Source organism: Variovorax sp. OAS795 (genome assembly GCF_040546685.1).
Lineage (GTDB): Bacteria > Pseudomonadota > Gammaproteobacteria > Burkholderiales > Burkholderiaceae_C > Variovorax.
In genome coordinates, this window is record NZ_JBEPOH010000001.1 from 2,663,713 (window position 1) to 2,686,750 (window position 23,038).

At 68.1% G+C, this 23,038-nt stretch carries 21 protein-coding genes; 17 read left to right on the forward strand and 4 right to left on the reverse strand.

Annotation, left to right across the window (positions count from 1 at the left end; genetic code table 11):
- The first annotated feature begins 19 nt into the window (after positions 1-19).
- The 10 genes from ABID97_RS12850 (at position 20) to fba (ending at position 9,994) form a co-directional block, all read left to right on the forward strand.
- Entirely contained in the window at positions 20-439 is a 420-nt protein-coding gene (locus ABID97_RS12850; RefSeq protein ID WP_354398850.1) for a ribulose bisphosphate carboxylase small subunit, read from the forward strand.
- Positions 440-474: 35 nt separating this feature from the next.
- Positions 475-1,389, forward strand: coding sequence for a CbbX protein (gene cbbX / locus ABID97_RS12855; protein ID WP_354398851.1), 915 nt, complete (start codon positions 475-477; stop codon positions 1,387-1,389).
- Complete coding sequence (locus tag ABID97_RS12860; protein ID WP_354398852.1) at positions 1,386-2,189, forward strand: HAD-IA family hydrolase; 804 nt, start codon at positions 1,386-1,388, stop codon at positions 2,187-2,189. Before cbbX ends, ABID97_RS12860 begins: the two co-directional genes overlap by 4 nt.
- Positions 2,190-2,894, forward strand: a complete 705-nt coding sequence (gene rpe / locus ABID97_RS12865) for a ribulose-phosphate 3-epimerase (protein ID WP_354398853.1) — start codon at positions 2,190-2,192, stop codon at positions 2,892-2,894.
- Complete coding sequence (locus ABID97_RS12870; RefSeq protein WP_354398854.1) at positions 2,891-3,619, forward strand: HAD-IA family hydrolase; 729 nt, start codon at positions 2,891-2,893, stop codon at positions 3,617-3,619. The genes rpe and ABID97_RS12870 overlap by 4 nt, the downstream gene beginning before the upstream one ends.
- A 19-nt stretch (positions 3,620-3,638) precedes the next feature.
- Positions 3,639-4,712, forward strand: a complete 1,074-nt coding sequence (locus tag ABID97_RS12875) for a class 1 fructose-bisphosphatase (RefSeq protein WP_354398855.1) — start codon at positions 3,639-3,641, stop codon at positions 4,710-4,712.
- A gap of 77 nt (positions 4,713-4,789) precedes the next feature.
- On the forward strand, positions 4,790-5,668 hold the full coding sequence (locus ABID97_RS12880; protein ID WP_354398856.1) for a phosphoribulokinase: 879 nt from the start codon (positions 4,790-4,792) through the stop codon (positions 5,666-5,668).
- Between the two features lie 51 nt (positions 5,669-5,719).
- Positions 5,720-7,759: a transketolase gene (gene tkt / locus ABID97_RS12885; protein ID WP_354398857.1), complete on the forward strand. Its 2,040-nt coding sequence runs from the start codon at positions 5,720-5,722 to the stop codon at positions 7,757-7,759.
- On the forward strand, positions 7,756-8,937 hold the full coding sequence (locus ABID97_RS12890) for a phosphoglycerate kinase (protein ID WP_354398858.1): 1,182 nt from the start codon (positions 7,756-7,758) through the stop codon (positions 8,935-8,937). The genes tkt and ABID97_RS12890 overlap by 4 nt, the downstream gene beginning before the upstream one ends.
- 43 nt (positions 8,938-8,980) lie before the next feature.
- On the forward strand, positions 8,981-9,994 hold the full coding sequence (fba, locus tag ABID97_RS12895) for a class II fructose-bisphosphate aldolase (protein WP_354398859.1): 1,014 nt from the start codon (positions 8,981-8,983) through the stop codon (positions 9,992-9,994).
- A gap of 41 nt (positions 9,995-10,035) precedes the next feature.
- Here fba and tssA read toward each other — a convergent pair whose 3' ends face one another.
- The 4 genes from tssA to ABID97_RS12915 all read right to left on the reverse strand — a co-directional run bounded on the left by tssA (position 10,036) and on the right by ABID97_RS12915 (position 14,386).
- A complete protein-coding gene (gene tssA / locus ABID97_RS12900; protein WP_354398860.1) occupies positions 10,036-11,604 on the reverse strand; it encodes a type VI secretion system protein TssA in 1,569 nt (522 codons plus the stop codon).
- A 17-nt stretch (positions 11,605-11,621) separates the two neighbouring features.
- Positions 11,622-12,356, reverse strand: a complete 735-nt coding sequence (locus ABID97_RS12905) for a response regulator (RefSeq protein WP_354398861.1) — start codon at positions 12,354-12,356, stop codon at positions 11,622-11,624.
- A complete protein-coding gene (locus tag ABID97_RS12910; RefSeq protein ID WP_354398862.1) occupies positions 12,353-14,122 on the reverse strand; it encodes an ATP-binding protein in 1,770 nt (589 codons plus the stop codon). The genes ABID97_RS12905 and ABID97_RS12910 overlap by 4 nt, the downstream gene beginning before the upstream one ends.
- 123 nt (positions 14,123-14,245) lie before the next feature.
- Complete coding sequence (locus ABID97_RS12915; protein ID WP_354398863.1) at positions 14,246-14,386, reverse strand: hypothetical protein; 141 nt, start codon at positions 14,384-14,386, stop codon at positions 14,246-14,248.
- 19 nt (positions 14,387-14,405) lie between these two features.
- On the opposite strand from ABID97_RS12915, the gene tssB reads away from it, so the two are divergent.
- The 7 genes from tssB (at position 14,406) to tssH (ending at position 23,030) form a co-directional block, all read left to right on the forward strand.
- The gene (tssB, locus tag ABID97_RS12920) at positions 14,406-14,900 is read left to right on the forward strand and encodes a type VI secretion system contractile sheath small subunit (protein ID WP_354398864.1); all 495 of its coding nucleotides are present in this window, start codon (positions 14,406-14,408) and stop codon (positions 14,898-14,900) included.
- Positions 14,901-14,918: 18 nt separating this feature from the next.
- Complete coding sequence (tssC, locus tag ABID97_RS12925) at positions 14,919-16,406, forward strand: type VI secretion system contractile sheath large subunit (protein WP_354398865.1); 1,488 nt, start codon at positions 14,919-14,921, stop codon at positions 16,404-16,406.
- Between the two features lie 219 nt (positions 16,407-16,625).
- A complete protein-coding gene (locus ABID97_RS12930) occupies positions 16,626-17,114 on the forward strand; it encodes an Hcp family type VI secretion system effector (RefSeq protein WP_354398866.1) in 489 nt (162 codons plus the stop codon).
- Between the two features lie 38 nt (positions 17,115-17,152).
- Positions 17,153-17,569 (forward strand): type VI secretion system baseplate subunit TssE, encoded by a 417-nt coding sequence (gene tssE / locus ABID97_RS12935; RefSeq protein ID WP_354398867.1) that lies wholly within the window; start codon positions 17,153-17,155, stop codon positions 17,567-17,569.
- 37 nt (positions 17,570-17,606) lie between these two features.
- Complete coding sequence (gene tssF, locus ABID97_RS12940) at positions 17,607-19,370, forward strand: type VI secretion system baseplate subunit TssF (RefSeq protein WP_354398868.1); 1,764 nt, start codon at positions 17,607-17,609, stop codon at positions 19,368-19,370.
- Positions 19,358-20,383, forward strand: coding sequence for a type VI secretion system baseplate subunit TssG (gene tssG / locus ABID97_RS12945; RefSeq protein WP_354398869.1), 1,026 nt, complete (start codon positions 19,358-19,360; stop codon positions 20,381-20,383). Before tssF ends, tssG begins: the two co-directional genes overlap by 13 nt.
- The gene (gene tssH, locus ABID97_RS12950; protein ID WP_354398870.1) at positions 20,370-23,030 is read left to right on the forward strand and encodes a type VI secretion system ATPase TssH; all 2,661 of its coding nucleotides are present in this window, start codon (positions 20,370-20,372) and stop codon (positions 23,028-23,030) included. The genes tssG and tssH overlap by 14 nt, the downstream gene beginning before the upstream one ends.
- Positions 23,031-23,038 lie beyond the last annotated feature (8 nt).

Below are 23,038 nucleotides of genomic sequence, written 5' to 3' on the forward strand. Positions count from 1 at the left end.
TTCTCCAGGAGCAACAGACATGCGAATCACACAAGGCACCTTTTCCTTCCTGCCCGACCTGAGCGACGAGCAGATCAGCCGCCAGGTCGAGTATTGCCTCGACAAGGGCTGGGCCATCGGGCTCGAATACACCGACGACCCGCATCCGCGCAACACCTTCTGGGAGATGTTCGGCAACCCGATGTTCGACATCAAGGATGCCGCCGGCGTCATGCTCGAACTCGCGTCCTGCCGCAAGACCTTTCCGCAGCAGTACATCCGCGTGACCGCGTTCGACTCCACGCACGGCACCGAGTCGGTGGTGATGTCCTTCATCGTCAACCGGCCGACCAACGAGCCGGGCTTTCGCCTCATCCGCACCGAAGAGCCGGGCCGCACGATCCGCTACAGCATCGAGAGCTACGCGGCGCAGGCGCGGCCCGAAGGCAGCCGGTACTGAGCCGAACCGTCGAACGCACTTTGCCAGAGGCACGCATGGACGCCACCGAAACCCCCGCCGCCGCGGCCGTTGCCACGGCGCCGAAGCAGCTGTTCGAGTCTTCGGGCGTGAAGGCGCTGCTCGACCAGCTCGATGCCGAGCTGATCGGGCTGGCGCCGGTCAAGGGCCGCATCCGCGACATCGCGGCGCTGCTCCTGATCGACAAGCTGCGCCAGGAACAGGGGCTGCAGTCGCAGCCGCCCTCTCTGCACATGTCGTTCACCGGCAACCCCGGCACAGGCAAGACGACGGTGGCCATGCGCATGGCCGAAGTGCTCAAGCAGCTGGGGTACGTGCGCAAGGGCCACCTGGTGGCGGTGACGCGCGACGACCTGGTGGGGCAGTTCATCGGCCACACGGCGCCCAAGACCAAGGAAGTGATCAAGAAGGCGATGGGCGGCGTGCTGTTCATCGACGAGGCGTACTACCTCTACCGGCCGGAGAACGAGCGCGACTACGGCCAGGAGTCGATCGAGATCCTGCTGCAGGTGATGGAGAACCAGCGCGACGACCTGGTCGTGATTCTCGCGGGCTACAAGGACCGCATGGAGACCTTCTTCAGCAGCAACCCGGGCATGGCCTCGCGCATTGCGCACCACATCGATTTTCCGGACTACAGCGAGGCCGAGCTGATGCAGATCGCGCAGCTCATGCTGGGGCGGCTGAACTACAGCTTCGACGACGGCGCGGCCACCACCTTCTCGCGCTACGTGAGCCTGCGGCGCGGCCAGCCGCACTTTGCCAATGCGCGATCGATCCGCAACGCGCTCGACCGCATCCGGCTGCGCCACGCCACGCGCCTTTTCGGCAGCGAAGAGGCCCTGACGCGCGAGCAGCTCTGCACGCTGCAGGCGCAGGACATCCTCGCGAGCCGCGTCTTCAATCTTCCTTCCGAAAGAGCCCCGCGATGAGCATCGAAGCCCTGGTATTCGACGTGGACGGCACCCTGGCCGACACCGAGGAAGTGCACCGCATGGCCTTCAACCTCGCGTTCGAGGAGCTCGGTCTCGGCTGGCACTGGACGCAGGCCGAGTACCGCGCGCTGCTGTCGGTCACGGGCGGCAAGGAGCGCATGAAGACGTACATCGATTCGCTGCCGCTTGGCGGACCGGACAGGAAGCGTCTGCACGAGCGGGTGCCCGCCATCCATGCGGCCAAGACGCGGCACTACACCGGCATCGCACGGCGCGGCGGCATCGAGCTGCGCCCCGGCGTGCTGCGCCTGCTGCAGGAAGCGCAGGACGTGGGGCTGCGGCTGGCGATTGCCAGCACCACCACCGCCGCCAACATCGACGCGCTGCTGCACGCCACGCTCGGCGCGCGCGGCCTCGCGATGTTCGACGTGATCGCCTGCGGCGACCAGGTGCGCGCGAAGAAGCCGGCCTCCGACATCTTCCTGCTGGCGCTCGACACGCTCGGCGTGGCGCCCGAGCGCGCCATTGCGATCGAGGACTCGGTGAACGGACTGCATGCGGCCCTTGGCGCCGGCCTCTGGACGCTGGTCACGCCCACCTTCTGGACCGAGGGCAGCGACTTCAGCGGCGCGGGCCTGGTGTTGCCCAGCCTTGGCGACCCCGCGCAGCCGCTGCCCGGCGAGCCCGGCGGGCGCCTCTCGTCTGCCGCGTGGCTCGGCATCGAGGAACTGCTGCGCCTGGCCAGTGCGGCGCCGCCATTGAATGCCGTGCAGGCGCTTTACCGCGAGGACAGCTAGATGCAGAAGAACAACGAGACCCTGCGGATCGCCCCCAGCCTGCTGTCGGCCGACTTCGCACGGCTCGGCGAAGAGGTCACGGCCGTCATCCAGGCCGGGGCCGACCTGATCCATTTCGATGTCATGGACAACCACTATGTACCGAATCTGACAATCGGTCCGCTGGTGTGCGAAGCCATAAAGCCCTATGCGACGGTGCCGATCGACGTGCACCTGATGGTCAAGCCGGTCGATGCGCTGATCCCGATGTTCGCGGAGGCGGGCGCCTCGATCATCTCGTTCCACCCCGAGGCCAGCGAGCACATCGACCGCACGATCCGGCTGATTGCGGCCAGCGGCTGCAAGGCCGGCCTGGTGCTGAACCCCGCCACGCCGCTGCAGGTGCTCGACCATGTGCTGGACCAGCTCGACCTGGTGCTGCTGATGTCGGTCAACCCCGGCTTCGGCGGGCAGAGCTTCATCGAGAGCGTGCTGCCGAAGATCGAGGCGGTGCGCCGCCGCATCGATGCGACCGGGCGCGACATCTGGCTCGAGGTCGATGGCGGCGTGAAGCCCGGCAACGCCGCGCGCATCGGCGCCGCGGGGGCCGACACGCTGGTGGCGGGCTCGGCGGTGTTCAGCGGCGGCCGCTACCGCGAGGCCATCGACGCGATCCGCACGCAGGCGCTGCAGGGCCGGCGCGACATGGAAGGGCGTCCCGCATGACGAAAGACCTGGGCGGCATCGACGCCATCGCCTTCGACCTGGACGGCACGCTGGTCGACAGCGCGCCGGACATCCGCGTGGCCCTGAATGCCGCGCTCGAAGAAGCCGGACTCGAACGCTTCGACTTGGACACCTTGCGCGCATGGATCGGCGACGGCCCCGATGCGCTGATCCTGCAGGCGCTGCGGCGGCAGGACCTCGGCGGCAGCGAGACGCTGCGCAGACGGCTGCGCAAGAGCTTCGACGCGGCCACGCTGGCGGCCCCGCTGAAGCATGGCAGCGTGTTCGAGGGCATCGCCGACCTCATTGCGGGCCTGCGGCGCGCGCTGCCGATGGTGGTGGTCACCAACAAGCCGACGCCGCTGGCACGCGCCGTGCTGGATGCAGCCGGCCTGCTGCAGCCGATGGCCGGGGTCTTCGGTGCCGACGCGGCTGCAGAGCGCAAGCCCGCTCCCTTTTTGCTGCAGGCCGCGGCGCGCCAGCTGGGCGTGGAACCTTCGCGCCTGCTGATGGTCGGCGACGGCCCGGCCGACCTGCTCGCCGCGCAAGCGGCGGGGTCGCCGGCGGCGCTGGTGGCGTGGGGCTATGGCGGCCATGCGGCGTCGGACGCGGCCGCCGTGGCGCCGGCCTGGCGTGTCGCGACGCCGCAGCAGCTGCTGTTGGCGGTGCGCGAGTCGCGCACCGTGCGCCCGAATGAAGAAACGACGACAACGATCCGATATTGAAACCAAACAGGAGACGATCATGCCCATTGCAGGCAAGGCCACGCTGACCCAGTACATCATCGAGGAACGGCGCCGCCATCCGGGGGCCACGGGCGCTCTCAATGCGCTCATCACCGACGTCTCCCTTGCCTGCAAGGCGATTTCGCGCAAGGTGGCGCTCGGCGCGCTGGGCGACGTGCTGGGCAGTGCCAGCACGCAGAACGTGCAGGGCGAGGAACAGAAGACCCTCGATGTGGTGAGCAACGACATGTTCCTGCGCGCCAACGAGTGGGGCGGCCATGTCGCGGGCATGGTGTCGGAAGAGATGGAAGAGCCGTACCTTCCGCCGCGGCAGTACCCGCGCGGCAAGTACCTGCTGCTGTTCGATCCGCTCGACGGCTCGTCGAACATCGACGTGAACGTGTCGGTGGGCAGCATCTTCTCGATCCTGCGCGCGCCCACGCCCGAAGCCGACGCCAGGCCCGAGGACTTCCTGCAGCCGGGCACCGAGCAGGTCGGCGCTGGCTACGCGATCTACGGGCCGTCCACCATGCTGGTGCTCACGCTGGGCAACGGCACGCACGCCTTCACGCTCGACCCGCAACTGGGCGAATGGGTGCTGAGCCATCCGAACCTGCGCATTCCGAGGCAGGCCAACGAGTTCGCGATCAACGCGTCGAACAGCCGCTTCTGGGAGCCGGCCGTGAAGCGCTATGTGGACGAATGCCTGGCCGGCAAGGAAGGCGCGCGCGGCATCGACTTCAACATGCGGTGGATCGCCTCGCTGGTGGCCGAGACGCACCGCATCCTGATGCGCGGCGGTGTCTTCATGTACCCGCGCGACAGCAAGGAGTCGGGCCGTGTCGGGCGCCTGCGGCTGCTGTACGAAGCCAACCCGATCTCCTTCCTGATCGAGCAGGCGGGCGGCATGGCCAGCACCGGCCGGCGCCGCCTGATGACGGTCGAGCCCGAGTCGATCCACCAGCGCATCGGCCTGGTGTTCGGGTCCGCGGACGAGGTGGCGCGCGTGGAGGCCTATCACAACGAAGCGCCGCAGGACACCTACCAGGCGCCGCTGTTCGGCAAGCGCGGGCTCTTTGCCACGGCGGCCTGAACGGCAGGGCACCCACCCACCCACGGGGCCGAGCCCGAGCGGCCCCGCAAGAATTTCTTTATCTCCCCGAGGCCACCATGTCAGCCAAACATCCCATCGTTGCCATCACCGGCTCTTCCGGCGCGGGCACCACGTCCGTCACGCGAACCTTCGAGAACATCTTCAGGCGCGAGAGCGTCAAGGCGGCCATCGTGGAGGGCGACAGCTTCCACCGCTACGACCGGACGACCATGAAGGTGGCGATGGCCGAGGCCGAATCCGCGGGCAACCGGAACTTCAGCCACTTCGGCGAGGACGCGAACCTGTTCGCCGAACTCGAGGCGCTGTTCCGCGACTACGGCGAAGCGGGCGTGGGCCAGAGCCGCAAGTACCTGCACGACGCCACGGAAGCCGCGCCCTACAAGCAGGAGCCCGGCACCTTCACGCCGTGGGAGACGCTGCCCGACAGCGAGCTGCTGTTCTATGAAGGCCTGCATGGCGGCGTGACCACCGAAAAGGTCGACATCGCGCGCCATGTGGACCTGCTGATCGGCGTGGTGCCGGTGATCAACCTCGAATGGATCCAGAAGCTGCACCGCGACAAGAACACGCGCGGCTACTCGACCGAGGCCGTGACCGACGTGATCCTGCGCCGCATGAACGAGTACGTGCACTACATCTGCCCGCAGTTCACGCGCACGCACATCAACTTCCAGCGCGTGCCGGTGGTCGACACCTCCGACCCCTTCATTGCGCGCACCATTCCGAGCCCGGACGAGAGCCTGGTGGTGATCCGCTTCGCCAACCCTGCGGGATTCGACTTTCCGTACCTGCTGAGCATGCTGCACGACTCCTTCATGTCGCGCGCCAACACGCTGGTGGTGCCGGGCGGAAAGATGGAGCTCGCGATGCAGCTGATCTTCACGCCGATGATCCTGCGGCTCATGGAGCGCCGCAAGAAGTCGTATGCGATCTGACGCGCCGTGCACCCGCCGGCTACCGCACAACTCTCACCAGGATCCCTCGGCATGACGATCGACAACCTCGCCCTGCGCACGCAATGCGCCAATGCCATCCGCGCACTGGCCATGGACGCCGTGCAAGCCGCCAATTCCGGCCACCCGGGCATGCCGATGGGCATGGCCGACATCGCGGAGGCGCTGTGGCGGCACCGGCTGCGCCACGACCCGGCCGACCCGCGCTGGATCAACCGCGACCGCTTCGTCGTCTCGAACGGCCACGGCTCGATGCTGCTGTATGCGCTGCTGCACCTGAGCGGCTATGCGCTGCCGATCGACGAGCTGCGCCGCTTCCGCCAGCTGCATTCGCGCACACCGGGACATCCCGAAGTCGGCGTCACGCCGGGCGTGGAAACGACCACCGGGCCGCTGGGGCAGGGCATCAGCAACGCGGTGGGCATGGCCCTGGCCGAAAAGCTGCTGGCCGACGAATTCAATCGCCCGGGCCACGAGGTGATCGACCACCGCACCTATGTGTTCCTCGGCGATGGCTGCCTGATGGAAGGCATCAGCCACGAGGCGTGCTCGCTCGCGGGCACCTGGCGCCTCAACAAGCTGGTGGCGTTCTACGACGACAACGGCATCTCGATCGACGGCGAGGTCGGCGGCTGGTTCAGCGACGACACGCCCGCTCGCTTCGAGGCCTACGGCTGGACCGTGCTGCGCAACGTCGACGGCCACGATGCCGCGGCGCTCGACGCGGCCATCGCCCGCGCCGTCACCGCCGACCGGCCGGTGCTGGTGTGCTGCAAGACGCGCATCGGCCAGGGCTCGCCGAACCGCGCCGGCACCGCCAAGGCGCACGGCGAGGCGCTGGGCGATGCCGAGATTGCGCTGACGCGGGAGGCCCTGGGCTGGAACGCCGCTCCGTTCGAGGTGCCGCCGGCCATTGCAGAGGCGTGGGCGGCGCGCGCATCGGGCGCCGCGCTGCACAAGGCCTGGCAGCAGCGCTTTGCCGCCTATGCGGAGGAGTTTCCGGTGCTCGCGCGCGAGTTGCTGCGGCGCCATCGCAACGATGCGCCGCTCACGGCGCAGGTCGAGGCGGCGTTGGCCTCGGCCGCGTCGGGTGCAGAGCAGCGCAAGGCCTCCGTCGCCACGCGCAAGGCGTCGCAGGGGGTGCTCGACGAGGTCGGGCCCGCGATGCCCGAACTGATCGGCGGCTCGGCCGACCTCACGGGATCGAACCTCACGGACTGGAAGGGCCACCGCGCGCTCAAGGGCACGGGCACGGGCAACCACGTGCACTACGGCGTGCGCGAGTTCGGCATGGCGGCCATCATGAACGGGCTGGTGCTGCATGGCGGCTTCCGTCCGTTCGGTGGCACTTTCCTGACCTTCTCGGACTACGCGCGCAACGGCGTGCGCATGTCGGCGCTGATGAAGCTGCCGGTGGTCTACGTGTTCACGCACGACTCCATCGGGCTCGGTGAAGACGGCCCGACGCACCAGCCGGTGGAGCACGCCTCGAGCCTGCGGCTGATCCCCGAGGTCGATGTCTGGCGTCCGGCCGATGCCACCGAAACGGCTGTCGCGTGGCGCCAGGCCTTGCGCCGCGTGGACGGCCCGAGCTGCCTCCTGCTGACGCGCCAGGCGCTGCCGCATGCGGGCGGCGACGAAGAGCGCATCGAATCCATTGCGCGCGGCGCCTATGTGCTGCGGCGCCCGCAGAACGAATGCGTCGCGCTGCTGGCGAGCGGCTCCGAAGTCGGCGTGGCCTTGGCCGCCGCCGCCTTGCTGGCGGAAGAGGGCATTGCCGCGCGCGTGGTGTCGGTGCCCTGCATGGACGTGTTCGAACGGCAGGACAAGGCCTGGCGCCAATCGGTGATTCCGCGCCATCTGCCGCGCGTGGCGGTGGAGGCCGGCAGCACCGGCCTGTGGTGGAAGTACGTCGGGGAAGACGGCGATGTCGTCGGGATCGACCGCTTCGGCGAATCGGCGCCTGCGGGCGAACTGTTCAAGCTGTTCGGATTGACTGCCGATGTGGTGGCCGAGCGGGCTCGCCGGCTGCTGGCGAACGCCGAGCCGGTTCATGTGAAAGAGCCCGCATGACGTTCAACACGCTCGACCAGGTCGACCTGCGCGGGCAGCGCGTGTTCATTCGCTGCGACCTTAACGTGCCCCTCGACGCGTCGGGCCGCATCAGCGACGACACGCGCATCCGCGCCAGTCTCGCCGGCATCCGGCATGCGCTGTCGCAGGGGGCGCGGGTGATGGTCACTTCACACCTCGGACGGCCGAAGGAAGGCGGGCTCGCCGATGGCGAGTCGCTCGCGCCCGTGGCCGTGCGGCTTGGCGAGTTGCTGGGCACGCCGGTCAACCTGGTCAGCGACTGGATCGAACGGCCTTTCGACGTGGCGCCCGGCCACGTGGCGCTGCTCGAGAATTGCCGTTCCAATGTCGGCGAGAAAGCCAACGCAAAAGCCTTGGCGCGGCGCATGGCGGCGCTGTGCGATGTGTACGTGAACGATGCCTTCGGCACCTCGCACCGCGCCGAAGCCACCACCGAAGCGCTGGCCCGGCTCGCGCCCATTGCCTGCGCTGGGCCGCTGATGGCGTCGGAGCTCAACGCACTCGGCCGTGCGCTCGCGAACCCGGCACGGCCGCTGGCGGCGATCGTCGGTGGGTCCAAGGTATCGACCAAGCTGTCGATCCTGGAGTCACTCGCGGCGCAGGTCGAATGGCTGGTGGTCGGCGGCGGCATGGCCAACACCTTTCTGCTGGCGGCCGGTCATCCGGTCGGGCGATCGCTGTGCGAGCCCGAGATGGTCGAGACGGCGCGTGCCGTGACCTCGGCGCTGTCGGCGCGCGGTGCGCGGCTGTTCATGCCGACCGACGTGGTGACCGCCACCGAGTTTTCAGCGTGCGCACGTGCGACAGTGAAAGCCGTGGCCGACGTGGCGCCGGGCGACATGATCCTGGACTTCGGACCGGAGTCGGTCGCGCAGCTCGTCGCCATGCTCGGCCAGTGCAAGACCATTGTCTGGAATGGTCCGCTGGGCGTTTTCGAGATCGAGCAGTTCTCGCACGGCACGCGCACGCTGGCCAACGCCATCGCGCGCATGGATGCATTCTCGCTGGCCGGCGGCGGCGACACCGTCGCCGCCATCAACCAGTTCGAGGTGGAGGAGTGCATCGACTACGTCTCCACCGCGGGCGGTGCCTTCCTGGAGTTCCTCGAAGGCAAGAGCCTGCCGGCCGTCAAGGCGCTGCAGGACCGGCGCCACTGACACGACCGCAACCACATTTCCAACATCCCCAGGAGCTTTCCCCATGGCCATGATTTCGCTGCGTCAATTGCTGGACCACGCGGCCGAGCACCAGTACGGCGTGCCGGCGTTCAACGTCAACAACCTGGAGCAGATCCAGGCCATCATGCAGGCCGCGCAGAAGACCGGCAGCCCGGTCATCCTGCAGGCCTCGGCCGGCGCGCGCAAGTACGCGGGCGAGCCCTTCCTGCGCAAGATGGTGGAGGCGGCAGTCGAGATGTACCCGGGGATCCCGATCGTGATGCACCAGGACCATGGCGCCAGCCCGTCGATGTGCATGCAGGCCATCCGCTCGGGCTTCACCAGCGTGATGATGGACGGCTCGCTGATGGAAGACGCGAAGACGCCCGCCAGCTACGCGTACAACGTGGACGTGACCCGCCGCGTGGTCGAAATGGCGCGTGCGGTCGGCGTCTCGGTCGAGGGCGAGCTGGGCTGCCTCGGGTCGCTGGAGTCCGGCATGGCCGGCGAGGAAGACGGAAGCGGCGCCGAGGGCGTGCTGTCGCACGACCAGCTCCTGACCGACCCGCAGCAGGCGGCCGATTTCGTCTCGCGCACCGGCGTCGATGCGCTGGCCATCGCCATCGGCACCTCGCACGGCGCCTACAAGTTCAGCCGCAAGCCGACCGGCGACATCCTCGCGATCGACCGCATCAAGGACATCCATGCGCGCATCCCGCAGACGCACCTCGTGATGCACGGTTCCTCGTCGGTGCCGCAGGAATGGCTCGCGGTGATCCGTGAGCACGGCGGCGACATCAAGGAGACCTACGGCGTGCCGGTCGAGGAGATCCAGGAGGGCATCCGGCACGGGGTGCGCAAGGTCAACATCGACACCGACATCCGCCTGGCCATGACCGGCGCCATGCGCCGCGCCATGGGCAGCGACCGCAGCGAGTTCGATCCGCGCAAGTTCCTGAAGGAAGCGACCGCTGCTGCGCGCGACCTGTGCATCGACCGCTTCCAGGCCTTCGGCGCAGCGGGCATGGCCGCGAAGATCAGGCCGGTGGCGCTGTAGCGCGGTGCGCGCGGCCCGGGGTTGCTACCGGCAACCCGGACTCACAGCAGCGCGACGGCCCGCGCCGCATCGAGCCGCGCGATGGCCGACAGCGCGGCGTCGCGTGCGGCCGGATCGGCGTCCTGCTGGTTCAGCAGCACGTCGTAGGCCGCGGACCATCCTTCGAGCGCCAGCGCCGGGTCCCAGCGGTCGAGGTCGTGGTGGCGGATCTGCTCGGCAATGAGCTGCGCAAAAGCCGCCGGCACGCGGCCCTCGCGGCCGGTGCCCAGCAGCTGGCAGAGATGGATCTGCGCACGCAGGCGCGTGGGTGCGTCGGGCGTGCGGTTGATCAGCTGCTGCATCAGCGCGGCGGCCGGCTGCAGCTGGCCATCGGCAATCAGTGCGCGCGCCTGCGACACCGCGGTGCCGAGCTCGTCGTTCCTGGCTTGCGGGCTCCGCGCGGGCGCTGCCGCGGAATCCGCCGCCGCCGGCAGGCTGCCGATCCATTCGGCCGTTCGCGCATTGGCAAAGGGCATGCCGCTGGCGAACGACAGCAGGTCGAGCCCTGGCAAGCGCTGCAACAGGTCGCGCGTCGCGCGCTCGACCTCGGCCAGCGCGCTCGCGCCTTTCTCGCCGAGGCGGGCCAGGCCATCGGCCGCGAGTGCCTGCAGGTCCAGCCAGAGCGGAAAAGCCGGCAGCTGCGCCTCGGCAAAACCGATGGCGTCCTGCGGCGGCGCGCTCTCGTCCTGCATGCGCTGCAGGGCTTCCGCCACCTGCGCGATGGGCGGCGAGATCTGCGTCAGGCCACCCGCCGAAGGGGGCAGCGCGTCCAGGCCCGCCCAGTTGGCGAAGCGGCTGACGCGGTAGGCGCGGGCATCGCAGGGGTCGGCCGACATCATGGCGTCGGCCACGCGGCCGAGGTGGTCGAGGGCCGGCGGCAATGCGTCGGCGCCGCTGCCCGCCAGCACCGGTTCGGTCGGAGCGGCAGGGCGGGGCGCGGGCTTTGCAGTCGCGGCGGCGGGGGCCGCAGGCGATGCTGCCGATGCAGGGTCGGGCGCGGGCGTTTCCGATTCGACCTGCGCCACCGGCACCCGCTCGATCAGCCCGATCAGCGGGCGCATCGAAGGTGCCTCCTCGTCCTTGGCGCGCAGCACTTCATCGATGCGGCGCGCGGCGGCGAGCAGGCCATCGACCAGCGCGGCAGGCTGCGGCTCGAGCTCGCTCCACTGCTGCTCCTCGGCGCTCAGCGCGGCGCGGTCCAGCAGCCACTGCAGCGCGTTGCGGCGTGCGCGCAAACGCGCGAGTGGCGGGAACATGCCGTCCCAGAATTGCTCGAGCAGGTCGCCCACGATCTCGAGCCCGGCGGCAAGGCCCGGGAGTCCGTCGGCCTGCAGCAGCGCGGCGCTCAGGTAGCCCGCCACCAGCAGGTCCTTGCCCTTGTCGGCCAGCAGCACCGACGCCAGCTGGCTCACGCGCTGCCAGTCGGTCTGACCGTCGGCACCCGGACTCGAGAGCTTGCCGATCTCCAGCTGCAGGGCTTCGAAGCGGGGATCGTCGCGCACGTCGCCGCCCGCGGGGCGCACGGCATTGACGGGCTGGCGCCCGATGCCGTTGAACAGTTCCAGATTCACGTTGTCGCGTCCCTCGTTCAGTCCCATATCTCTTCGACCGACAGGGCGTCGAAGTAGTAGCCGGCGCCGCGCTCGGTGCGCAGCAGCGCGGGCTGCTTGGGATCGGCCTCGATCTTGCGGCGCAGGCGCAGCATCTGCACGTCGATCGATCGGTCGTACACGTCGTCGAAGGCGCGCGTGCGTTCGATGAGTTCTTCGCGCGTGACGATCTTTCGCGGCGCGCCGAGGAACAGCACCATCAGGTTGAACTGGCTGGGCGACAGCGAGACGTTGCGCCCGTCGGCCGAGAACAGCCGGCGCGTGTTGAGGTTCAGCTCCCAGCCGTCGAAGCGGTAGGCGCGCGGGTGCTTGCCGCGCGTCACGGGGCTGCGCACGGCTTCGCTGCGGCGCCACACGGCGCGCATGCGCGCCAGCACTTCGCGCAGCGAGAAGGGCTTGATCACGTAGTCGTCGGCGCCCAGTTCGAGGCCCATCACGCGGTCGGCTTCTTCCTGCCGTCCGCTCATGCAGATGATCGGAAAGCGGTGCTCCTTGCGCCAGTGCCGCGTGAGGTCGATGCCGTCGCCGTCGGGCAGGCCCAGGTCGAGCAGCACCATGCTGTATTCGCGCTTTGCCGCGGCTTCGAGCGCTTCGGTCACGTTGCAGGCCATGTGGCTCTCGATGCCGTGTCCGGAGAGATAGCTGCTCAACAGGTTGCACAGCGATCCGTCGTCGTCCACGATCAGGACCGGCGCGCGGGGTTGCGTGTTCAAGACGTCACTCCTTCATGCTGGTGTATTTTTGGCAAGGCGGCATCGCCTTGTGTGGCCGCGGCATCGAAGAGCGGCACTTCGAGCCGGAAGACGGTGCCGCGGCCTGCGTGGGTGCGCATGCCGACGAAGCCACCGTGGCCGCTGGCAATGCCCGCCACGATGGCAAGGCCCAGGCCCGAGCCGCCCTGCGCCAGGCGGGTCGAATAGAACGGGTCGAACAGGTGCGGCCAGTGCGCGGCATCGATGCCGGGACCGTCGTCGGCCACCTCGACCCAGCCGCGCGCGCCGTCCGCGGCCTGCGGGTCGCCCAGCAGCACGTCGAAGTGCCCGTGGCGCTGCCCCGCGGAGACCTGCCGGCCCACCGTGAGCGTGACCCGGGTGCGCGTGGCCTGGACCGCATTGCGCAGCAGGTTCTGCACCGCGCGCACCAGTTGTCCGCGGTTGGCGAGCACCAGGAGCGGTGCGCCGCCCGCGCCGGGCGCACGCGCGATGCGAACGTGCGCGGGGCACAGCGGCGCGGCCATCTGCATCACCTCGTCGACCAGGTCGCCCAGGTCGACGCAGCCGCGGGCCGGGTCGCCCTGCCGGGCCGCGAGCAGGATCTGCTGCGTCATGTCGATGCCGCGCTCGGTCTCGCGCTCCAGCTGGGCGATCTCGGCGCGGCCCGGACTGCCGGCGGGCATGCGGTCGGACGCGATCTCGGCGCAGGCGCGGATGGTGCCCAGCACGTTGTTGAAGTCATGGGCGATGCCGCCGGCCAAAAAGCCCAGTGACTCGAACCGCCGCCCCTGTTCGAGCCGCAAGGTGAGGCGGTGCCGCTCGCCGATGGTGACCGCGAGCATCAGCGACAGCACGGCAATGCCGATCAGGTCCACCTGCAAGGTCCACAGGCCATAGCCGTATTCGACGTAGGGCCCATGGCCGCCAAGCGTGAGGGCGATCATGCCGACCGAGATCGCCGCATTCAGCTGCGCCACCAGCAGCATGCCACTGCGCACGGCCGCCCAGCACAAGGGCAGGGTGAGCGCGGTGCGCACCACCTCGTCATGCATGTGGGGCACGAAGGCCAGTGCAAGGCACGCAAGGGCGCAAACGATCGGCAGCCAGTTGCCGCGGTCGTGGAACACGGCACGCACGCCGGGCGAGCCCAGGGTCAGCAGCGCGGGCACCAGGGTCAGCATGGCCAGCGCGTTGGCCACGTAGATGCGCCGCCAGGGCTCGATCCATTCGGCGTCGCCGCCCCAGCGCAGCACGGCGCTCATGAGCACCGAATGCAGCATCGACAGTGCCACCGGCAGCAGCAGGGTGAACAGCAGCAGGCGGCCGGACGAGTCGAGCTGGCCATCGGGCGCAACCCAGCGCCTGCCCAGCCACGCGCCCAGGGCCACCTCGGCCAGCCCGATGGCGGCCAGCGCCGCATCGATGGCGGTCGGCCGCTGCCCCACCGCAGGGCCCACGAGCGCCAGTGCCACGGCCGCGGCCAGCAGGTAGACCGGCCATTCGCGCGGACGGCGGCGCCACAGCAGCGCCACGCCGATGGCGGGTGCCGGCCACGCGAGGGCCGAGAGCGATGTGTCGGGGTCGGTGTTGAGCCCGGCGCTCGACGCGAACCCGTATGAAAGGCCCAGCAGCAGCGAAAGACCGGCGCAGCCCAGCATGCCCGCGCCCGAGCTTGCGAGGGGCGGGATGGCGTTGGAATTTCGGCCCGCATCGGCCGGAATCAACGGATTTGCGATGCGGAGGTCCGCGGACCGCGAGTCTTTCATCGGTAACTATTGCCTTTGGAGCCGCACTCTAACTGCACTGAAACATTTCGGTGAAAGATGAGACGCCTAGACAAAAAGTTGAGATGAATCGACTAACGGTGAAATACTTTTTAACGAGAAACTTCAGCGCTCGGGACGCCCCTCGGTCCTGGACGCCGGACGTTGCTTTTCGACCGCCGATTTGACGCTCGCAAAAGAAAAAACGTGCGATCTGAAGTTGCGCCGCAAGCTCTTTTTCAGGCCATTCCAGCGGGTGTCGTCCATCAACTTTCAGGAGATTTCAATGGCAGCCGAAGGATCAGTCGCTCCGAAGGAGCGCGTCAATATCGTTTATCGCCCGGCCGTGGGCGATGCCCAGGCCGAAGTCGAGCTGCCGCTGAAATTGCTCGTGCTGGGCGACTTCACGCTGCGCCCGAGCGACGTGCCGGTCGAAGAAATGAAGCCGATCTCCGTCGACAAGGACAACTTCAACGAGGTCCTCAAGGCACAGAAGCTCGAACTCAGCATCGGCATCGACAGCCAGCTCGATCCCACCGCGGAAGCGGGCGCGCAGCTGCCGGTGAAGCTGGGCTTCGACTCCATCGACGATTTCTCCCCCGACGCCATCGTCGAGAAGGTGCCCGAGCTGCGCCAGTTGATCGCATTGCGCGACGCCCTGAAGGCGCTGAAGGGTCCGCTCGGCAACATCCCCGATTTCCGCAAGCGCGTCCAGGAGCTGGTCCAGGACGAACAGGTACGCGCACGCCTGCTGAGCGAACTCGGCATCCAAGAAAAGTAACTGAAGGCGAACCGCACCATGGCAGAAGAACAGATCCAGCCCGGCGCCGAAGCGCCGGCCGCCGCCGCCGCCACTGCGTCCTTGTTGGACCAGCTTGTCGAGTCGGCCCGCGTCAAGCCCGGCGACGACGCCTATCCCATCACGCGCCAGGGCCTGCAGGCGTTCATCTCGCACCTGCTGGAACCCAACAACGCCGTCGAGCGCGTGACGCAGGCCACGGTGGACGACATGATCGCGGGGCTGGACAAGAAGCTCTGCGGCGCGGTCGATTCCATCCTCCACCACCCCGAGTTCCAGGCCATGGAATCGGCGTGGCGTTCGCTGAAGTTCCTGGTCGACCGCACCAATTTCCGCGAGAACGTGAAGATCCAGATCTTGAGCGTCAGCAAGCAGACGCTGCTGGAAGACTTCGAGGACGCCGCGGACGTCACCAAGTCGGGCCTCTACAAGAACCTGTACACCGCGGAATACGGGCAGTTCGGCGGCCAGCCGTTCGGCGCCATCGTGGCCAACTACGAGTTCAGCCCCGGCGCGCAGGACATCAAGCTGCTGCAGTACGCGGCCAGCACCGCCGCCATGGCGCACACGCCGTTCATCGCCTCGGCCGGCCCGCAGTTCTTCGGCATCGATGCCTTCGAGCAGCTGCCGAACCTGAAGGACCTGTCGTCCGTCTTCGAGGGGCCGCAGTTCGTCAAGTGGAACGCCTTCCGCGAAAGCCAGGACGCGCGCTACGTGGGCCTCACGCTGCCGCACTTCCTGCTTCGCACGCCCTATGGGGCCGAGACGGTGCCCAGCAAGAAATTCAACTACCAGGAGAGCGTGACCGGCGGGAACAAGGACTTCCTCTGGGGCAACGCGGCGTTCGCCTTCGCCTCGCGCCTGACGGACAGCTTTGCCGACTACCGCTGGTGCGCCAACGTGATCGGCCCGCAGGGCGGCGGAACGGTGTCGGACCTGCCGATCTACTCGTACGAGTCGATGGGCGCGATCCAGAACAAGATCCCGACCGACATCCTGATTTCCGAGCGGCGCGAGTTCGAGCTGGCGGAGCAGGGCTTCATCGCGCTGACGATGCGCAAGAACAGCGACAACGCGGCTTTCTTCTCGGCCAATTCGGCACAGAAGCCGAAGTTCTTCGGCCAGAGCAAGGAAGGCAAGGAAGCCGAGCTCAACTACAAGCTCAGCACCCAGCTGCCCTACATCTTCGTGGTGAGCCGGCTGGCGCACTACATCAAGGTGATCCAGCGCGAAAACATCGGCATGTGGAAGGAACGGGCCGACCTGGAGAAGGAGCTCAACCTCTGGATCCGCCAGTACGTGGCCGACATGGACAACCCGGCCGAGGGCGTTCGCAGCCGCCGGCCGCTGCGCCAGGCCGAGATCAACGTGGTGGACGTCGAAGGCGAGCCGGGCTGGTACCGGGTCGACCTCAAGGTGCGGCCCCATTTCAAGTACATGGGCGCCTCGTTCACGCTGTCGCTCGTGGGCAAGCTCGAAAAGAAATAACGGCCGGATCCGGCGTTCGGAGGCCATTGTTTCAGGCGTAACCTGGAAATGGCCAAACGAAATGATCCGGACATTGCGCCGCAAGACAATTGATCCAACGCAGCCATTCACCAGTCCCGGGGTTGCGCCGAGGAATTCAATTCCAAGGAAATGACGCGTATTTTATTTACCGGGCCTGGATTACTGGCAATTGAATTGCCGATCAACAGAAAGCTAAAGATGCCAATGCCGTGCTACATGACCCTCGAAGGTCAAAACCAGGGAAAAATCGAAGGTTCGACCAAGGTCAAGGGCCATGACGGGAAAATCCTGGTGCAAGCCGTCGAGCACACCATCGAGATCCCGAAGAGCCCGCAGACCGGCCTGCCCACCGGCAAGCGCGTCCACGGTCCGAGCACCGTCACCAAGGAAATCGACAAGTCGTCGCCCAAGCTGTTCCAGGCGCTGACCTCGGGCGAGCAGATGAAGTCGGTGGTGCTCGAGTTCTACCGGATCTCGCCCAAGGGCACCGAGGAGAAGTACTACACCGTCAAGCTGGAGAACGCCATCCTCACGAGCATCCGCTCGTGGACGCCCAATTGCCTGAACCCCGACAACAAGCAGATGGGGCACATGGAAGACGTGGCCTTCACCTACGAGAAGATCACCTGGACCTTCGATCCCGATGGCATCGAGGCCGAGGACTCCTGGCTCGCTCCCAAGTCCTGATCGGCGGGAGTCGATCGAATCCCGTGAATGAGTTCCGCTTGCTCGAACGCTTGGCCCGCTGGGAAAGCGGTACCGCGCGCAGCAACGCCGCACGGGCGTCCCTCCTGATCGACTCCGTCATTGCGCACCTGCGCTGCATCCTGAACACGCGCCAGGGCAGCGTGCCGCTGGACGCCAGGTTCGGCGTGCCGGATTTCACCAACCTCGCGGGCGGACTCTCGTCGGGGTCGGTGCGCGACATCGAGGTGTCGATCCGCGAGGTGATCACGCGCTACGAGCCCCGCCTGCGTTCGCCGCAGGTGGTGCTGCATGCCGATGCCAACGACCCGATGTCCCTTCGCTTCGATGTCGACGGGCGGCTCGACGTCGACGGCCAGGACATTCCGCTGCACCTGTCGACCATCGTCGGCAGCAACGGAAAAGTCAGCGTGCCCGACCACGCCCTGAGGCGTTGAGCGCGCCGCGTTCGCTGCCCCCGCCAATTCCGTCTTCATGAGCAAAGCCAACTTCCTTCGCTACTACCAGGATCAGCTGCAGCAATTGCGCGAGCTGTCGGTGGAGTTTGCGCGCGGCAATCCGGCGCTGGCGCCGATGCTGGCCGAACCGTCGAGCGATCCGGATGTCGAACGGCTGCTCGAAGGCGTGGCTTTTCTCAATGGCCTCACGCGGCAGAAACTCGACGACGAATTTCCCGAGCTGCTGCAGGAGCTCGCGACCCAGCTCTTTCCCCATTACCTGCGGCCGGTGCCGGCATCGACGCTGGTCGCCTTCGAGCCCAAGGGCATGCTCTCGGAGCCGATGCACGTGCCCGCGGGCGTGGAGCTTGCATCGTTGCCCATCGACGGCACGCGCTGCCGCTTTCGCACCAGCCATGCGCTGCAGGTCGAACCGCTCGCCTTGCGCGGCTTCGAGCTGGTGCAGCATGCCGGCCGCGCACCCGCGCTGCGCATGGACTTCGGGCTGCAGGGCATCGACCTTTCGCAGTGGCAGGCCGCGTCGGTCCGCCTGTTCCTGGGCGCCGGCTATGCCGAGGCGAGCAACCTGCTGATGCTGCTGATGACGAAGGTCGCGCAGGTCGAGGTGGTGGCCGGTGGCCCGCAGCAGTCCGGCGCGCGCTTCGCGCTCGGCCCCCAGGCGCTGCGCTGCGCGGGTTTCGACCACGAGATGCTGGCCTACCCCGAACACGCGTTCCCCGGCTTTCGCATCATCCAGGAATACTTCGCGCTGCCCGAGAAGCTGCTGTTCGTGGAGCTCGGCGGCCTGGACCGCTGGCGCACCGGCCGCAGCGGCATGCAGTTCAGCGTCTGGCTCACGCTCACGGACCTTCCCGAATGGGCGCCCGAGCTGCGCGAGCACAGCCTGCTGCTGAACGTGGTGCCGGCGCTCAACCTGTTCCAGCACGCGGCCGAGCCGATCCAGAACGAGCATCTCACGAGCGAATACCGGGTGCGCCCGGAGAACGAGAAGAAGGGCCACTACCAGATCTTCTCGGTCGACCGCGTCTGCGGCTACACGCAGGGCGAGAGCGAAGAGCGCTTCTACACGCCCTTCGGCATGGCCGCCTTGCCGGTGCGCACGGGCCAGGCGGCGCGCGAACAGGCGAGCTACAGCCTGTCGCGCCGGGCCGCCACCGTGGGCCGTGGGCAGGACCTGTTCCTCTCCATCGCCACGCCGCGGCAGCAGGCGCTCAAGTCCGAGACCTTGTCGATCACGCTCACCTGCACCAATGCCGAGTTGCCCGAGAGCCTCAAGCTCGGCGACATCAGCCAGCCCACCAGCAGCTCGCCGGAGCGGCTGGGCTTTCGCAACATCCGCGCGGTGACGCCGCAGCTCAATCCGCCGGCCGACGAGCACCTGCTGTGGCGGATGATCTCGCACATCTCGCTGAACTTCCTGTCGCTGGCCGATGCGGCCAACCTCAAGATGATGCTGGACCTGTATGTGTTCTCGGAGCGCCAGGACCATGGCCGCGAGATCGCCAACCGCCACCGCATCGCGGGCATCGAGTCGCTCGAGGCGGAGCCCGAAACGCGCCTGATCGGACGCCGCATGCTCAGCGGCCAGCGCCTGCGCCTGCTTTGCCGCAGCAGCCACTTCGCGAGCCTGGGCGGCCTCTATGTGTTCGGCTGCGTGATCGAACGCTTCCTGGGCGACTACGCCGCCATCAACGCCTACACGCGGCTGGAGCTGAAGGACGCCGACACCGGCGCGGTCTTCGAGTGGCCCGCGAGATTGGGGCGGCAATGCCTTCTCTGAGCGACGACCTGCTGGCCCGCGGCACCCGGTATTCCTATTTCCAGGCCATCCGGCTGATGCGGCGCGCGGGCGCCTCGCGCATCCGCGTGCGGCCGAACCTGAGCCTGGGTTTTCCGGACACCGACATCGACGCCATCGAGCGGCTGCCGGCACCCGAGACCACCGAAGGCGGCGAGGGCGCCCACGCCACGGGAGATACCTACCGCGTCACGGCCAACTTCTTCGGGCTGTACGGCGTGTCGTCGCCGCTGCCGACCTTCTACACCGAAGACCTGATCGACGACCACCGCGAAGGGCGGCATGCCCGGCGCGAGTTCCTCGACATTCTTCATGGCGCGCTCTATCCGCAGCTGTTCGAGGCATGGCGCAAGTACCGCCTCCAGTTGCGCGCGGTGGAAGAGGGCGATCCCGACGCGCTGGACATGCTGTATGCCTTTGCCGGCCTGGGCTCCGCGCAGCAGCGCGACAGCCTCCCGGGCGCCAACGGGCTGCTGCGCTACCTCAATCTCTTTGCGCAGCGCACCCGCTCGGCGATGGGCCTGCGCACGCTGCTGGCCGATGCGTTCGCGCCCGCCACCATCGAGGTCGAGTCGTGCGAGCCGCAGTGGGTGCCGATTCCCCAGGACCAGCGCCTGCGGCTCGGGCTGCAGGCCAACGTGCTCGGCGAGGATTGCCCGCTGGGCACGCAGGTCGAAGACAGCGACAACCTGCTGCACATCGTGATCGGCGAACTGCCCGAGGCCCTGTTCCAGCAGCTGCTGCCCGGCGCGGACGGGCACCGGACGCTGCAGTTTCTCGTGCGCTTCTATCTCACCCGGCCGCTGCAGGTCTCCGTCGAACTGCGCCTTGCCAAAGGCGAAGGCCGCGGTGCCTGCACCGGCGCCGCCGCATGGTCGCGCCTGGGCCTGGACACCTGGCTCTCTGGCGAACAGGCCATGGGCGCATCGCCCGCCCGCTTCCGGCTTGCGCCGCAACTCGTTTCGCCCACAAGGAATTCCCATGCTGCTGGTTGACCTCAAGCCTCTCGTCGGCCGCCTCGACGGCTATTGCAAGGAATCGCTGGAGAACGCCGTCGGGCTGTGCGTTTCGCGCGGGCACTACGAGATCACGGTCGAGCACCTGCTGCACCGGCTGCTCGACGAGCCGCAGGCCGACCTGCCGCTGCTGCTGCGCCAGAACGGCGTCGAGGCGGTGGTGCTGCGCCAGGGCGTGGACCGCGTGCTGGAAGACATGCGCACGGGCAACGCCGGCCGGCCGGCCTTCTCTCCGCTGCTGCTCGAGCTGCTGCAGGACGCCTGGCTTTTGGGTTCCGTCGATCTCGGGCAGTCGCTGATCCGATCGGGCGCGGTGCTGGTGGCGCTGGTGGCGCGCGCCAGCTTCTATGCGGGCGGCAGCATCGGTCCGCTGCTCTCGCCGCTGGTCAAGGAAACGCTGCTGTCGCAGTTTCCCACCGTGTGCGCGGGGTCGATCGAAGGCCACCCCGCCGCGGCGCTCGGTGGCGGCGGCGGCGAGGGCGCGCAGGCAGGCGGAGCCCCCGGCGGAGCCATCGCGAAGTACTGCGAGAACTTCACCGGGAAGGCGCGCAGCGGCAAGATCGACCCGGTGTTCGGCCGCGATGCGGAGATCCGCCAGATGGTCGACATCCTGGCGCGGCGCCGCAAGAACAATCCCATCTGCGTCGGCGATCCGGGCGTCGGCAAGACCGCGGTGGTCGAGGGCTTGGCGCTGCGCATCGTCGAGGGCGACGTGCCCGACATGCTCAAGGACGTGACCCTGCTGGGCCTGGACATGGGCATGCTGCAGGCCGGCGCCAGCGTCAAGGGCGAGTTCGAGAACCGGCTCAAGGGCGTGATCGAGGAAGTGAAGGCCTCGGCGACGCCGATCATCCTGTTCATCGACGAGGCCCACACGCTGATCGGCGCCGGCGGCCAGGCCGGCACCTCCGATGCGGCCAACCTGCTCAAGCCGGCATTGGCGCGCGGGGAGCTGCGCACCATCGCCGCCACCACCTGGGCCGAGTACAAGAAGTACTTCGAAAAAGACGCCGCGCTGGCGCGCCGCTTCCAGCTCGTGAAGCTCGACGAGCCCGACGTGGCGACCGCGGTGCAGATTCTGCGCGGCCTGCGCGACCGCTACCAGGAAGTGCACCAGGTCGCGATCCGCGACGACGCGATCGTTGCCGCCGCCGAGCTGTCGAGCCGCTACATCAGCGGCCGGCAGCTGCCCGACAAGGCGGTCGACCTGCTCGACACCGCCTGCGCGCGCGTCAAGGTGCTGAAGAACGCCAAGCCCGACCTGCTCGAGGACACCGAGCGCCGCATGCAGGCGCTCGAACGCGAGAAGCGGGGCCTGCGCCAGGATGTGGACAACCGCCAGGCCATCGAGCCGCAGCGCTTCACCGACATCGACACGCTGCTGGACACGCTCGCCACCCAGGCCGACGATCTTCGCGCGCGATGGCAGGCGCAGCGCGACGCAGCCCAGGTTCTTCTGGAGGCGCGCGGCGCCTACGGCACGGCGCGCGGCGAAGCCGGTGCCAACGCGGGTTCGCCCGCGCTGATGGCGCTGGAAGACACGCTGCTGCAGGCCGAGCGCGCCTTTGCCGAGGCACAGGGAAGCGAAGCGCTGGTGCGCATCGACGTCGATCCCGACGTGGTGGCCAAGGTGGTGTCGGACTGGACCGGCGTGCCCGTCGGCAAGATGCAGCGCGACCAGGCGAGCACCGCGCTCGGGCTGGCCGATGCGCTCAAGCGCCGCATCCGCGGCCAGGACGCCGCGCTCGACCAGGTGGCCGAGATCGTGAAGACCGCGAGCTCGGGCCTCAACGATCCGCGCCAGCCGCTGGGCGTCTTCCTGCTCGTCGGCCCTTCGGGAGTCGGCAAGACCGAGACCGCGCTGGCCGTGGCCGACCTGCTGTTCGGCGACGAGAAATCCACCGTGGTGGTGAACATGAGCGAGTTCCAGGAGCGCCACAACGTGAGCCGCCTGATCGGCTCGCCGCCCGGCTACGTGGGCTACGGCGAAGGCGGCCTGCTGACCGAGGCCGTGCGCCAGCGCCCGTATTCCGTGGTGCTGCTCGACGAGGTCGAGAAGGCCCACCTGGACGTGCTGAACCTGTTCTACCAGGTGTTCGACAAGGGCATGCTGTCCGACGGCGAGGGCAAGGAAATCGACTTTGCCAACACGGTGATCTTTCTGACCTCGAACCTGGCGACCGACGTGATCACCGAGATGACGCAGGGCGGCGAGAAGCCCGATGCGGCCGTGCTCGCCGGCGCCATACGGCCGCTGCTGTCGAACCACTTCAAGCCGGCGCTGCTGGCGCGCATGACCATCGTGCCCTACGTGACGCTCGATGCGCAGGCGCTGGGCGGCATCGTGCGCCTCAAGCTCGACCGGATCGTGCAGCGGCTCGCGCGCAACAACAAGATGCGCTTCACCTATGCCGAAGCGGTGGTCGAGCGCATTGCCGCGCGCTGCACCGAGGTGGAGACCGGCGCGCGCAACATCGACTTCATCCTGCGCGGCAACGTGCTGCCGCTGATGTCGCAGCAGATCCTGCAGCGCATGGGCAGCGGCGAGCCGGCCGCCGTCGTGCACCTCGATGTCGACGCCCAGGGTGAGTTCGCGGTGAGCTTTGCCGGCGACGCCACCCCCTGATATCGAAC

Bases quoted from the DNA above. Each gene is read 5' to 3' on its own strand.
- ABID97_RS12850 (WP_354398850.1), top strand. From the start codon at position 20: ATGCGAATCACACAAGGCACCTTTTCCTTCCTGCCCGACCTGAGCGAC.
- tkt (WP_354398857.1), top strand. From the start codon at position 5,720: ATGACGATCGACAACCTCGCCCTGCGCACGCAATGCGCCAATGCCATC.
- ABID97_RS12880 (WP_354398856.1), top strand. From the start codon at position 4,790: ATGTCAGCCAAACATCCCATCGTTGCCATCACCGGCTCTTCCGGCGCG.
- rpe (WP_354398853.1), top strand. From the start codon at position 2,190: ATGCAGAAGAACAACGAGACCCTGCGGATCGCCCCCAGCCTGCTGTCG.
- tssG (WP_354398869.1), top strand. From the start codon at position 19,358: ATGCCTTCTCTGAGCGACGACCTGCTGGCCCGCGGCACCCGGTATTCC.
- ABID97_RS12875 (WP_354398855.1), top strand. From the start codon at position 3,639: ATGCCCATTGCAGGCAAGGCCACGCTGACCCAGTACATCATCGAGGAA.
- tssB (WP_354398864.1), top strand. From the start codon at position 14,406: ATGGCAGCCGAAGGATCAGTCGCTCCGAAGGAGCGCGTCAATATCGTT.
- fba (WP_354398859.1), top strand. From the start codon at position 8,981: ATGGCCATGATTTCGCTGCGTCAATTGCTGGACCACGCGGCCGAGCAC.
- tssC (WP_354398865.1), top strand. From the start codon at position 14,919: ATGGCAGAAGAACAGATCCAGCCCGGCGCCGAAGCGCCGGCCGCCGCC.
- ABID97_RS12930 (WP_354398866.1), top strand. From the start codon at position 16,626: ATGCCAATGCCGTGCTACATGACCCTCGAAGGTCAAAACCAGGGAAAA.
- ABID97_RS12915 (WP_354398863.1), bottom strand. From the start codon at position 14,386: ATGGACGACACCCGCTGGAATGGCCTGAAAAAGAGCTTGCGGCGCAAC.
- tssF (WP_354398868.1), top strand. From the start codon at position 17,607: ATGAGCAAAGCCAACTTCCTTCGCTACTACCAGGATCAGCTGCAGCAA.
- tssH (WP_354398870.1), top strand. From the start codon at position 20,370: ATGCTGCTGGTTGACCTCAAGCCTCTCGTCGGCCGCCTCGACGGCTAT.
- ABID97_RS12860 (WP_354398852.1), top strand. From the start codon at position 1,386: ATGAGCATCGAAGCCCTGGTATTCGACGTGGACGGCACCCTGGCCGAC.
- ABID97_RS12870 (WP_354398854.1), top strand. From the start codon at position 2,891: ATGACGAAAGACCTGGGCGGCATCGACGCCATCGCCTTCGACCTGGAC.
- cbbX (WP_354398851.1), top strand. From the start codon at position 475: ATGGACGCCACCGAAACCCCCGCCGCCGCGGCCGTTGCCACGGCGCCG.
- ABID97_RS12910 (WP_354398862.1), bottom strand. From the start codon at position 14,122: ATGAAAGACTCGCGGTCCGCGGACCTCCGCATCGCAAATCCGTTGATT.
- ABID97_RS12890 (WP_354398858.1), top strand. From the start codon at position 7,756: ATGACGTTCAACACGCTCGACCAGGTCGACCTGCGCGGGCAGCGCGTG.